Raw genomic sequence first — 12,106 nt, 5'->3', positions numbered from 1 at the left:
CATGAGAAGTCAGCCGAACCCATAGTAGTGAGGAAACTTCTGTAATGGAAGTGGAGCGAAGGGGTGAATACTCAAACAGTCTGGGGAGAGACTGTTTGAGGTCTGTCGCTAGAAAGAGAAAACGACAGATCGAAGTAATCCTACTTTACTTGTGTCTGTAAAACGAACGGTCTGATAGAACTGGACTCTGTCACGTATTGACTAGATGAAGGTTCACCAATATAAGATATCCCTCAGGCACCAAAACAAGAAAGGAATAGGCACATGTCAAAATTGCTAGATAAGATAGTATCACGCGAAAATATGCTGGAAGCTTACAATCAAGTAAAATCCAATAAGGGCTCAGCTGGGATTGATGGAATGACTATCGAAGAGATGGATGACTATCTCAGACAAAACTGGCGCTTGACTAAGGAGCTGAAAACAGAGGAAATACAAACCTCAATCAGTCCTGCGAGTTGAAATCCCCCAACCCAATGGAGGTGTCCTTCAGCTTGGGATTCCGACAGTGATGGATAGGATAATCCAACAAGCCATTGTTCAAGCTCTTAGAGTACTTAAATGACGGCTATGAGTGGATAGTGGATATAGACCTAGAGAAATTTTTCGATAGGGTTCCTCAAGATAGATTGATGTCCTTAGTACATAACATAATCGAAGACGGAGATAGGGAATCCTTGATTCGTCAGTATCTTCATTCAGGTGTTATCATTAACGGTCAACGTCATAAAACGCTAGTTGGCACACCACAGGGAGGAAATGTATCTCCTCTCTTATCCAATATCATGCTTAATGAATTGGACAAGGAATTAGAAAAGAGGGGACTTCGATTTGTGCGCTACGCAGATGATTGTGTGATGACGGTCGGAAGCGAGGCAGCCGCTAAGCGTGTGATGTATTCAGTCAGTCGTTTTATTGAGAAACGGCTAGGTTTGAAAGTAAATATGACCAAGACTAAGATTACCAGACCAAGAGAGCTGAAATACTTAGGTTTTGGGTTCTGGAAATCATCAGATGGTTGGAAAAGTCGTCCCCATCAAGATAGTGTTCGGAGATTTAAGTTTAAATTGAAGAAACTAACACAGAGGAAATGGAGTATAGACCTAACAAGACGTATTGAACAACTGAATTTGTCCATTCGAGGATGGATAAACTATTTCTCATTGGGAAATATGGAAAGTATTGTCACCAGCATAGATGAGCGCTTGCGTACTCGCCTACGAGTGATTATCTGGAAGCAATGGAAGAAGAAATCGAGACGACTATGGGGATTGCTTAAGTTAGGAGTTCCTAAATGGATAGCAGATAAGGTATCTGGCTGGGGTGACCATTATCAATTAGTAGCTCAGAAGTCGGTACTAAACGTGCTATATCAAAACCAGTCCTTGAAAAACGTGGACTGGTTTCGTGTTTGGATTATTACCTTGAACGACATGCGTTAAAAGTTAGTTGAACCGCCGTATGCCGAACGGCACGTACGGTGGTGTGAGAGGGGCTAAAGATTATCCCCTACTCGATTAAGCAATTTCCTTGACATTTTTCTTATTTTGCGCTATCATATATACATATAATATATGGGAGTCTGTGTACAGTCTGAGAGGAAGTGTTAAACTTCGACCGCACCTGATCTGGGTAATGCCAGCGGAGGGAACGATACTTAGTCTGATTTTGCACCTTTTCCATATATGGTAAAGGTTTTTCTTTTTGTCAAAGGAAAACGAGAAGAGGAGGTTTTTATGAAAGCAAGCATCGCCTTGCAAGTTTTACCCCTAGCACAGGGGATTGATCGGATAGCTGTTATTGATCAGGTCATTGCTTATCTGCAAGCTCAAGAAGTGACCATGGTGGTGACACCATTTGAAACGGTCTTGGAAGGGGAGTTTGATGAGCTTATGCGCATTCTAAAAGAAGCGCTGGAAGTGGCAGGGCAGGAGGCAGATAATGTCTTTGCCAATGTCAAAATAAATGTAGGAGAGATTTTAAGTATTGATGAGAAGCTTGAAAAGTATGCTGAGACGACACATTAGTCTATTGGGTTTTCTGGGAGTCTTGTCAATCTGGCAGTTAGCAGGTTTTCTTAAACTTCTCCCCAAGTTTATCCTGCCGACACCTCTTGAAATCCTCCAGTCTTTTGTGCGTGATAGAGAATTTCTCTGGCACCATAGCTGGGCGACTTTGAGAGTGGCTTTACTGGGGCTGATTTTGGGAGTCTTGATTGCCTGTCTCATGGCTGTGCTCATGGATAGTTTGACTTGGCTCAATGACCTGATTTACCCTATGATGGTGGTTGTTCAGACTATCCCGACCATTGCCATAGCCCCTATTCTGGTCTTGTGGCTAGGTTATGGGATTCTGCCCAAGATTGTCTTGATTATCTTGACGACCACTTTTCCTATCATCGTCAGTATTTTGGACGGCTTTAGGCATTGTGACAAGGATATGCTGACCTTGTTTAGTCTGATGCGGGCCAAGCCTTGGCAAATCCTGTGGCATTTTAAAATTCCAGTCAGCCTGCCTTACTTTTATGCAGGTCTGAGGGTCAGTGTCTCCTACGCCTTTATCACAACAGTGGTATCTGAGTGGTTGGGAGGCTTTGAAGGACTAGGTGTCTACATGATTCAGTCCAAGAAACTGTTTCAGTATGATACCATGTTTGCTATTATTATTCTGGTATCGATTATCAGTCTTCTCGGTATGAAGCTGGTTGATGTCAGTGAAAAATATGTTATTAAATGGAAACGTTCGTAGAATAAGAATGTTTCAAAAAAGAAAAGAGGAAATCAAAATGAAGAAAACATGGAAAGTGTTTTTAACTGTTTTAACAGCTCTTGTAGCTGTCGTGCTTGTAGCTTGTGGTCAAGGAACTGCTTCTAAGGATAACAAAGAGGCAGAACTCAAGAAGATCGACTTTATCCTAGACTGGACACCAAATACTAACCACACAGGGCTATATGTTGCCAAGGAAAAAGGTTATTTCAAAGAAGCTGGAGTGGATGTTGATTTGAAATTGCCACCAGAAGAAAGCTCATCTGACTTGGTTATCAATGGTAAGGCACCATTTGCAGTGTATTTCCAAGACTACATGGCTAAAAAATTGGAAAAAGGAGCAGGAATCACTGCCGTTGCAGCTATTGTTGAACACAATACATCAGGAATCATCTCACGTAAATCTGACAATGTAAGCAGTCCAAAAGACTTAGTTGGTAAGAAATACGGGACTTGGAATGACCCAACTGAACTTGCTATGTTGAAAACATTGGTAGAATCACAAGGTGGGGACTTTGAGAAGGTAGAAAAAGTACCAAATAACGACTCAAACTCTATCACACCTATTGCCAATGGTGTCTTTGACACTGCTTGGATTTACTACGGTTGGGATGGTATACTTGCTAAATCTCAAGGTGTAGATGCTAACTTCATGTATTTGAAAGACTATGTCAAGGAGTTTGACTACTATTCACCAGTTATCATCGCAAACAACGACTATCTGAAAGATAACAAAGAAGAAGCTCGTAAAGTCATCCAAGCCATCAAAAAAGGTTACCAATATGCTATGGAGCATCCAGAAGAAGCAGCTGATATCCTCATCAAAAATGCACCTGAACTTCAGGAAAAACGTGACTTTGTCATTGAATCTCAAAAATACTTGTCAAAAGAATACGCAAGCGACAAGGAAAAATGGGGTCAATTTGACGCAGCTCGCTGGAATGCTTTCTACAAATGGGATAAAGAAAATGGTATCCTTAAAGAAGACTTGACAGACAAAGGCTTCACCAACGAATTTGTGAAATAATGACAGAAATAAGACTAGAACACGTCAGTTATGCCTATGGTCAGGAGAGGATTTTAGAGGATATCAATCTGAAAGTCACTTCAGGTGAAGTGGTTTCCATCCTAGGCCCAAGTGGTGTTGGTAAGACTACGCTTTTCAACTTAATTGCGGGGATTTTAGAAGTTCAGTCAGGGAGAATTGTCCTTGATGGTGAAGAAAATCCCAAGGGGCGCGTGAGTTATATGTTACAAAAGGATCTGCTCTTGGAGCACAAGACGGTGCTTGGTAATATCATTCTGCCCCTCTTGATTCAAAAGGTGGATAAGGCAGAAGCTATTGCTCGCGCAGATGAAATTCTTGCGACCTTCCAGTTGACAGCTGTACGGGACAAGTATCCCCATGAACTCAGCGGAGGGATGCGCCAGCGTGTAGCCTTACTACGGACCTATCTTTTTGGGCACAAGCTCTTTCTCTTAGACGAGGCCTTCAGCGCCTTGGATGAGATGACTAAGATGGAACTCCACGCTTGGTACCTTGAGATTCACAAGCAGTTGCAGCTAACAACCTTGATCATTACGCATAGTATCGAGGAGGCCCTCAGTCTCAGCGACCGCATCTATATCTTGAAAAATCGACCTGGGCAGATTGTTTCAGAAATTAAACTAGATTGGTCTGAAGATGAGGACAAAGAAGTCCAAAAGATTGCCTATAAACGTCAAATTTTGGTAGAATTAGGCTTAGATAAGTAGAAAAATAGGGAGTTGGTGAAGATTATCCTTTACCAGCGCCCTTTTTCTTTTAAAAATGAGAAAATTTCGGTATAATAGTCAAAGATAGTCAAGGTTCAAAGAGAGGTGGGTTTGTAATGAGATTTAAAAATACATCGGATCATATTGAGGCCTACATCAAGGCGATTTTAGATCAATCTGGTATCGTGGAGTTGCAACGAAGTCAGTTGGCAGATACCTTCCAGGTTGTTCCTAGTCAGATTAACTACGTGATCAAGACACGCTTTACGGAAAGTAGAGGCTACTTGGTTGAAAGTAAGCGTGGTGGCGGAGGTTATATTCGTATAGGACGGATTGAGTTTTCTAGTCATCATGAAATGCTCCGAGAGCTTCTTTATTCGATTGGCGAGCGAGTTAGTCAAGAAACTTATGAGGATATTCTCCAGCTTTTGGTTGAGCAGGAATTGATGACCAAGCAAGAGATGAATTTGCTAGTATCAGTAGCTTTGGATCGCGTTCTAGGAGAAGAAGCTCCAGTCCTTCGTGCAAACATGCTACGCCAGGTCATACAAGAGGTAGATAGAAAAGGGAAGTAAGATGAACTATTCAAAAGCATTGAATGAATGTATCGAAAGTGCCTACATGGTTGCTGGTCATTTTGGAGCTGGTTACCTAGAGTCTTGGCACTTGTTGATTGCCATGTCCAATCACAGTTATAGTGTGGCAGGGGCGACTTTAAATGATTATCCATATGAGATGGACCGTTTAGAAGAAGTCGCTTTGGAACTGACTGAAACGGACTATAGCCAGGATGAAACTTTTACGGAGTTGCCGTTCTCCCATCGTTTGCAGGTTCTTTTTGACGAAGCAGAGTATGTAGCGTCAGTGGTCCATGCTAAGGTGCTAGGGACGGAGCACGTCCTCTATGCGATTTTGCATGATGGCAATGCCTTGGCGACTCGTATCTTGGAGAGGGCTGGTTTTTCTTATGAAGACAAGAAAGATCAGGTTAAGATTGCTGCTCTTCGTCGAAATTTAGAAGAACGAGCAGGCTGGACTCGTGAAGACCTCAAGGCTTTACGTCAACGCCATCGTACTGTGGCTGACAAACAAAATTCTATGGCCAATATGATGGGTATGCCCCAGACTCCGAGTGGTGGTCTCGAGGACTATACGCATGATTTGACAGAGCAAGCGCGTTCTGGCAAGTTAGAACCAGTCATCGGTCGGGATAAGGAAATCTCACGTATGATTCAAATCTTGAGCCGTAAGACTAAGAACAACCCTGTCTTGGTTGGGGATGCTGGTGTCGGAAAAACAGCTCTGGCGCTTGGTCTTGCCCAGCGTATTGCTAGTGGAGATGTGCCTGCGGAAATGGCTAAGATGCGCGTGTTAGAGCTGGATTTGATGAATGTCGTGGCAGGGACACGCTTCCGTGGTGACTTTGAAGAACGCATGAACAATATCATCAAGGATATTGAAGAAGATGGCCAAGTCATCCTCTTTATCGATGAACTCCACACTATCATGGGTTCTGGTAGCGGGATTGACTCGACTCTGGATGCGGCCAATATTTTGAAGCCAGCCTTGGCGCGTGGAACTTTGAGAACGGTTGGTGCCACCACTCAGGAAGAATACCAAAAACACATCGAAAAAGATGCGGCCCTTTCTCGTCGATTCGCTAAAGTGACGATTGAAGAGCCAAGTGTGGCAGACAGCATGGCCATTTTGCAAGGCTTGAAGGCGACTTATGAGAAACATCACCGTGTGCAAATCACAGATGAAGCGGTCGAAACAGCCGTTAAGATGGCCCATCGTTACTTGACTAGTCGCCATTTGCCAGACTCTGCTATCGACCTCTTAGATGAAGCAGCAGCAACAGTGCAAAATAAGGCTAAGCATGTAAAAGCAGACGATTCAGGCTTGAGTCCAGCTGACAAGGCCTTGATGGATGGCAAGTGGAAACAGGCAGCCCAGCTAATCGCAAAAGAAGAGCAAGTGCCTGTCTATAAAGACTTGGTGACAGAGGCTGATATTTTGACCACCTTGAGTCGTTTGTCAGGTATCCCAGTCCAAAAACTGACTCAGACTGATGCCAAGAAATACCTGAATCTGGAAGCTGAACTGCACAAACGTGTCATCGGTCAAGATCAAGCTGTTTCAAGTATTAGTCGTGCGATTCGCCGCAATCAGTCAGGGATTCGCAGTCACAAGCGTCCGATTGGCTCCTTTATGTTCCTAGGGCCTACGGGTGTCGGAAAAACTGAATTAGCCAAGGCTCTAGCAGAAGTTCTTTTTGATGACGAATCAGCCCTTATCCGCTTTGATATGAGTGAGTATATGGAGAAATTTGCAGCCAGTCGTCTCAACGGAGCTCCTCCGGGCTATGTGGGTTATGAAGAAGGTGGGGAGTTGACCGAGAAGGTTCGCAACAAACCATATTCCGTTCTCCTTTTTGACGAGGTAGAGAAGGCCCACCCAGATATCTTTAATGTGCTCTTGCAGGTCTTGGATGATGGTGTCTTGACCGATAGCAAGGGCCGCAAGGTTGACTTTTCAAATACCATTATCATCATGACGTCAAACCTTGGTGCGACAGCCCTTCGGGATGACAAGACCGTCGGTTTTGGAGCTAAGGATATTCGTTTTGACCAGGAAAATATGGAAAAACGCATGTTTGAAGAGCTGAAAAAGGCTTATAGACCTGAGTTTATCAACCGTATTGATGAAAAGGTGGTCTTCCATAGCCTGTCTAGTGACCATATGCAGGAAGTGGTGAAGATTATGGTCAAACCTTTAGTGGCAAGTTTGGCTGAAAAAGGCATTGACTTGAAATTACAAGCTTCTGCACTGAAATTGTTGGCAAATCAAGGATATGACCCAGAGATGGGAGCTCGTCCACTTCGCAGAACCCTGCAAACAGAAGTGGAAGACAAGTTGGCAGAACTTCTTCTTAAGGGAGATTTGGTGGCAGGCAGCACACTTAAGATTGGTGTCAAAGCAGGCCAATTGAAATTTGATATTGCATAAAAATGGAGAATCAGGAGTAATCTTGATTCTCTTTTGCCAAATTTCAAGTTCAAGTTAGCCATGAAGAAGTCTTCTCTGGGTGATTTGTAGTTCAAGCATTTTTTAGGATAGTTATTAATCCAATTTTCGATGAATGCGACTTCTTTGGGAGTCGTTTTCTTAGTTCCCTTAGGTAACCATCTCCGAATGAGCCTGTTGTGATTCTCATCAGTTCCCCTTTTCCCAAGAGGCATAGGGGTGCGCATAATAGATATGTTCCTCAGAAAATACATCAGACAAGCGGTTAAATTCTGTACCATTATCTGCCGTGATGGACAGAATCTTGTCTTGTTTTAAGATGAGTTTTAAAGCCTGATTGACCGCCTCAGCACTTTTATTTGGAATCAATCGGATAATTTGATGCCTAGTCCTTCGATCAGTTAAGACCAGTAAACAATAATTTTTCACTCTTGTAAGCAGAACCGTATCAATCTCATAATGCCCATTCTCCAATCGCAGATTGATAGCTTCAGGACGCTGTTCGATAGATTGACCAGCGGATTTAAAATTGGTGCTAGCTTGTTTCTTAAGCGCTTTTCCTTTTCTAGGGTAAAGCAGATCCTGCTTGCTTAACCCCAATTTTACATGATGAATCCAATAGTAAATGGTTGAAATTCCCACGTTAACCCCTTTAGCCATCACCATCATTTCAGGCGAAAATTTTTGGTTATGATAGTGGAGAATCTTTTCCTTCAGCTCCTTGTTCAATCTTGATTTCTTGACCGAGCGCTTGCGATTATTTTCATAAGACTGTTGAGCATAGTCGGCATAATAAACCTCTTTAAAGCGTCCTTTTCCAAGACATTGTCGGACTGTCCCACGCTTGATTTCAGTATGGATAGTTTGAGGAGCTTTTCCAAGTAAAGAGGCGATTTCTCTATTTGATTTCCCTTCCTTTTTCCATCGTTCGATTAAACGACGGCTATCGATTGTCAAACGTTTGGCTTTTGTAGTATAATGGTTTTTCATCTCTGTGCCTTTCTTGTGTTTGTGATTGAACAACAAGTATAACACAGAGGTGTTTTCTTATGCCTAGAAGAGCTTTCATTTGACAAGAGGAACCCTTGAAGCAGTTTTGTCAGCTAAACCAAGGCTAATCTTAGCCTTGGCTTGTCAGCCTAACAGCATCAAGCCTCTTATCAAATGAAATCGAGTGCTAGCTATCAGCTAGTTGAACCATCTAATTTTTAGGAGGGCTGGGTGGCTAACTTCATTATAGAACTTTCACTTGGTTCTCTTTTTCGCAATGTTTTTATAAAAATGATAAAAACTATTGACAAAACAAAAATATAGTTTATAATAAAAACATAGATAATAAAAATATCAAAAACTATAAAAAGGCAATGCGTTTATGAAAAAGAAAACAGCAGTGATATTTGGGACATTTGCTCCGCTTCATCAGGGTCATATCGATCTGATCCAGCGAGCCAAGCGGCAGTGTGACCAGGTCTGGGTTGTCGTTTCAGGCTATGAGGGAGATAGAGGGGAGCAGGTAGGTTTAACGCTTCAAAAAAGATTTCGATATATCCGAGAGGCCTTTGGTGATGATGACGTTGACCTCGGTTTGTAAGTTAGATGAGACCAATCTTCCCCGTTACCCTATGGGTTGGCAGGAGTGGTTGGACAAAATGTTAGCGGAGATTTCTTATGATGAAACCCAACAAGAACTGATCTTCTTTGTGGGAGAAGCAGACTATCAGCAAGAATTATCAAATCGTGGCTTTGAGACTGTCTTGCAAGAAAGAAAGTTTGGTATCTCAGAGACTATGATTCGAGAAAACCCAAGCAAATATTGGAAATATATTGCTCAACCCTTCCGACGTCAGTTTACAAAGAAAGTGTTGATTATGGGAAGTGCTAGCAATGGGAAGACCACTCTGGCCAAGGATTTGGCTAGGTATTACGATGCACCAGTCAGCTTGGAATATGCACGTGAGTACCAGATCAAAAACAATGTCCGCGACGATGAATTGACTCCAAAGGATTACTATTATCTCCTGTTGTGGCAGTATGACCAGACCTCTAAGTTAATTGACAGTAATGCCAATAGGGGACTGGTGATAGCAGACACCAACTCCTTAGTAACCAAGGGCTACTATGATTATTACATGGAGTCAGAGGATCAAGGGGACTTATCGGGAGAGACTTTTGATAATCTCTTTGCCTCGATCTTGGCTAAGGAAAAATGGGACTTGATTTTCTTTGTGCAACCTATTGGCTCCTATGTCAATGACGGATTTAGAGATATGACTATGGCAGAAGACCATATTCGTCATAGTTTTTCCCAGCATTTGGACCAGACGAGAGAGCGATATTTAGCAAACATTCCACTAGTTTATCTAGCTGAGGATTATCTAGGAAATTATGAAGCAGCAAAAGTGGATATTGATGCCATTTACCAAGCAGATATAGGAGAAACATATGAAAAAACTAACTGAAAAAATCACACAATTTATCGAAAACTTTAAAAATGTTCATGCAGAAGCTCGCAAAATCGGTTTTGCAGGAATCATGCACTTGCTCTGGAAAGATCTCTTTGTCGGTCGTAGCCTCTTCCAGTGGTTGTATCTCATCGCCTTGTCAAGTGTTCCCTTTATCTTGGAATTCACTCAAAATATAGATAGTCATGATTGGTTAAGCTTGTTTGCATCTTGGACTGGGATTGTCTGTGTTATCTTGGTAGCAGAAGGTCGTGCAAGCAATTATCTCTTTGGGGCTATTAACTCTGCTATCTATTTGATTTTGGCCATGGATGCGACTTTTTATGGCGAAGTCTTGACGACCGTTTACTTCTTTGTCATGCAGCCGATTGGCCTCTATGCTTGGCTGTCCAACCGTATTAATGACCAAGGAAAAGCAGAAGAATCTCACTTTGAAGCTAAGAAATTATCTATTTTTGATTGGCTCAAGTACTTGGCCTTGACTGCTATCATTTGGATTGGTATGGGCTTGGCTTATCAAAGTATCCATAGTGCTCGCCCTTTCCGTGATAGTGTTACCGATGCGACCAATGGTGTCGGTCAGCTCTTGATGACCCGTCTCTATCGTGAGCAATGGATTTTCTGGATTGCAACCAATCTCTTTAGTATTTATCTCTGGTGGGGTGAAAATATCCACATCCAAGGGATGTACTGGGTTTACACTCTCAATAGTCTAGTAGGTTGGTACCAATGGACCAAGGCAGTTCGTAAGGAGGCATAAAATGACGGACACGATGATTCCAGCAGGGATGGAAAAAGAATATTTTGAAATTCATGCAAGTCAGGAGGAGTTTTTAGATTGGTACTACAAGCAGGAACTCCCTCAATACGAAAAACCAAGTGTGACGGTGGATATGGTAGCCTACTGCTTTGTTGAAGGAAAAATCAAGCTCTTATTAATTCGCCGCAAGGCTCACCCTTATCAAAATTGTTTGGCTCTGGTTGGAGGATTTATGGACAAGGGCGAAGATGCTGCGCATGCCTGTCAGCGTGAGGTGAGAGAAGAAGTCAATCTCGATCTTCCTTTGGAAAAAATCGAGCAATTGATGACCGTATCGACCCCAAGCCGTGACCCACGGGGCTGGACAGTGACCATTGCCCACTTGGTTTATTTGCCTAGTCGTGTATTAGAACTTGTTCAAGCAGGAGACGATGCCAAGGATGTTGTTTTTGTAGATGTCGATTTTCAGACAGGCAAATGCTACCTAGAGGGAGTGGAGTTGGAGGAACAAGCCTTCGCTTTTGACCATTATGCCATTATTCAAGAGTCTATCAAACGAATCCAAGGCCGTCTCGACTGGAATCCGACCTTCCTTTATCTGCTGGAGGAGGAGTTCACTGTCTACGAAGGGACTGAACTGGTCAATCTCATCAACCCCATTCGTCCAATCGTCAGCAATAACTTTCTCGTAAAATACGGAGAATATGTAGAAGAAGTTGGACTCAAACGAGTGCCTAAAAAGAAACCAAGAAAAACCTATCGATTGAAATAAAAAACGAGGTCGGGATAAAGTTCCTGACCTCTTTGTTTGCCTTTATTAGTTTGCTTTGCTGTTGCGACTGTTTTTAGGGATAGTTATCTTTCTTAGAATTGCTCAACATGTGAGTAAAAAGTCTTTGTATCGATACTTGAGATATTTTTCGTGTAGGAATAACAAAGCTATATAGAAAATCATAAAGACTGTGGTCAGATAGAAGATATCAAACGAAGTTTTGCCATAGTGAGTTGCGGATTTATAGGAACCAATTGCTCCCAAAATCAACCAAGGAAGATACTTGAAATACTTATTTAGTATAAGAGTGCACTTCCTATATTCTATTTCACTGTTATTATATTCCTTTGCAGCTAAATATGTAAGCGATTAAATAAGAGCGATTTAAAAAATTTTAAACAAAATAGGAATTTTTCTCTGTTTTTTCTATTAGATTACGAATAGAAGAGTAGGAGGAGTAAAGGTGTTTAAATTATGTGAGATTTTTAAAATAGTTTAAATAAATTATTGACATATTTAAATCTAAATGTTACAATTCCATTACAAAAAGATTTCTTTATATTT

General features: G+C 42.0%; 8 protein-coding genes and 4 pseudogenes. 10 read left to right on the top strand and 2 right to left on the bottom strand.

Annotated elements, in window-relative coordinates; translation table 11 throughout:
• The first annotated feature begins 264 nt into the window (after nucleotides 1-264).
• The 7 genes and pseudogenes from QMQ21_RS15795 (at nucleotide 265) to QMQ21_RS15765 (ending at nucleotide 7,530) form a co-directional block, all read left to right on the top strand.
• A pseudogene (locus tag QMQ21_RS15795) lies at nucleotides 265-1,453 on the top strand (group II intron reverse transcriptase/maturase).
• A gap of 283 nt (nucleotides 1,454-1,736) precedes the next feature.
• Nucleotides 1,737-2,027 carry a thiamine-binding protein gene (locus QMQ21_RS15790; protein ID WP_000647658.1) on the top strand — a complete coding sequence of 97 codons (291 nt, stop codon included), beginning with the start codon at nucleotides 1,737-1,739 and terminating at the stop codon, nucleotides 2,025-2,027.
• A complete protein-coding gene (locus QMQ21_RS15785; protein ID WP_162199268.1) occupies nucleotides 1,990-2,748 on the top strand; it encodes an ABC transporter permease in 759 nt (252 codons plus the stop codon). Before QMQ21_RS15790 ends, QMQ21_RS15785 begins: the two co-directional genes overlap by 38 nt.
• A gap of 37 nt (nucleotides 2,749-2,785) precedes the next feature.
• Nucleotides 2,786-3,793: an ABC transporter substrate-binding protein gene (locus tag QMQ21_RS15780; protein ID WP_031233681.1), complete on the top strand. Its 1,008-nt coding sequence runs from the start codon at nucleotides 2,786-2,788 to the stop codon at nucleotides 3,791-3,793.
• Nucleotides 3,793-4,521 carry an ABC transporter ATP-binding protein gene (locus QMQ21_RS15775; protein ID WP_020902628.1) on the top strand — a complete coding sequence of 243 codons (729 nt, stop codon included), beginning with the start codon at nucleotides 3,793-3,795 and terminating at the stop codon, nucleotides 4,519-4,521. Before QMQ21_RS15780 ends, QMQ21_RS15775 begins: the two co-directional genes overlap by 1 nt.
• Before the next feature lie 116 nt (nucleotides 4,522-4,637).
• Nucleotides 4,638-5,096: a CtsR family transcriptional regulator gene (locus QMQ21_RS15770; RefSeq protein ID WP_023936792.1), complete on the top strand. Its 459-nt coding sequence runs from the start codon at nucleotides 4,638-4,640 to the stop codon at nucleotides 5,094-5,096.
• Between the two features lies 1 nt (nucleotide 5,097).
• Nucleotides 5,098-7,530, top strand: a complete 2,433-nt coding sequence (locus QMQ21_RS15765) for an ATP-dependent Clp protease ATP-binding subunit (RefSeq protein ID WP_261814785.1) — start codon at nucleotides 5,098-5,100, stop codon at nucleotides 7,528-7,530.
• A gap of 71 nt (nucleotides 7,531-7,601) precedes the next feature.
• Here QMQ21_RS15765 and QMQ21_RS15760 read toward each other — a convergent pair.
• Nucleotides 7,602-8,538, bottom strand: a pseudogene (locus tag QMQ21_RS15760) (IS30 family transposase); the annotation flags it as partial.
• A gap of 382 nt (nucleotides 8,539-8,920) precedes the next feature.
• Here QMQ21_RS15760 and QMQ21_RS15755 point away from each other — a divergent pair.
• The 3 genes and pseudogenes from QMQ21_RS15755 (at nucleotide 8,921) to QMQ21_RS15745 (ending at nucleotide 11,542) form a co-directional block, all read left to right on the top strand.
• Nucleotides 8,921-10,007, top strand: a pseudogene (locus tag QMQ21_RS15755) (AAA family ATPase).
• On the top strand, nucleotides 9,991-10,770 hold the full coding sequence (pnuC, locus tag QMQ21_RS15750; protein ID WP_000736870.1) for a nicotinamide riboside transporter PnuC: 780 nt from the start codon (nucleotides 9,991-9,993) through the stop codon (nucleotides 10,768-10,770). Before QMQ21_RS15755 ends, pnuC begins: the two are co-directional and overlap by 17 nt.
• A 1-nt stretch (nucleotide 10,771) precedes the next feature.
• Complete coding sequence (locus QMQ21_RS15745; RefSeq protein WP_261814782.1) at nucleotides 10,772-11,542, top strand: NUDIX domain-containing protein; 771 nt, start codon at nucleotides 10,772-10,774, stop codon at nucleotides 11,540-11,542.
• 73 nt (nucleotides 11,543-11,615) lie between these two features.
• On the opposite strand, the pseudogene QMQ21_RS15740 reads toward QMQ21_RS15745, so the two are convergent.
• A pseudogene (locus QMQ21_RS15740) lies at nucleotides 11,616-11,845 on the bottom strand (hypothetical protein).
• Between the last annotated feature and the right edge of the window lie 261 nt (nucleotides 11,846-12,106).

This window comes from Streptococcus bouchesdurhonensis (assembly GCF_948472335.1).
The sequence above is the reverse complement of the archived record's forward strand: the minus strand, read 5'-3'. Positions and strand labels throughout refer to the sequence as shown.

Coding starts and splice junctions, on each gene's coding strand:
- QMQ21_RS15790 (WP_000647658.1), top strand. CDS start 1,737: ATGAAAGCAAGCATCGCCTTGCAAGTTTTACCCCTAGCACAGGGGATT.
- QMQ21_RS15785 (WP_162199268.1), top strand. CDS start 1,990: ATGAGAAGCTTGAAAAGTATGCTGAGACGACACATTAGTCTATTGGGT.
- QMQ21_RS15780 (WP_031233681.1), top strand. CDS start 2,786: ATGAAGAAAACATGGAAAGTGTTTTTAACTGTTTTAACAGCTCTTGTA.
- QMQ21_RS15775 (WP_020902628.1), top strand. CDS start 3,793: ATGACAGAAATAAGACTAGAACACGTCAGTTATGCCTATGGTCAGGAG.
- QMQ21_RS15770 (WP_023936792.1), top strand. CDS start 4,638: ATGAGATTTAAAAATACATCGGATCATATTGAGGCCTACATCAAGGCG.
- QMQ21_RS15765 (WP_261814785.1), top strand. CDS start 5,098: ATGAACTATTCAAAAGCATTGAATGAATGTATCGAAAGTGCCTACATG.
- pnuC (WP_000736870.1), top strand. CDS start 9,991: ATGAAAAAACTAACTGAAAAAATCACACAATTTATCGAAAACTTTAAA.
- QMQ21_RS15745 (WP_261814782.1), top strand. CDS start 10,772: ATGACGGACACGATGATTCCAGCAGGGATGGAAAAAGAATATTTTGAA.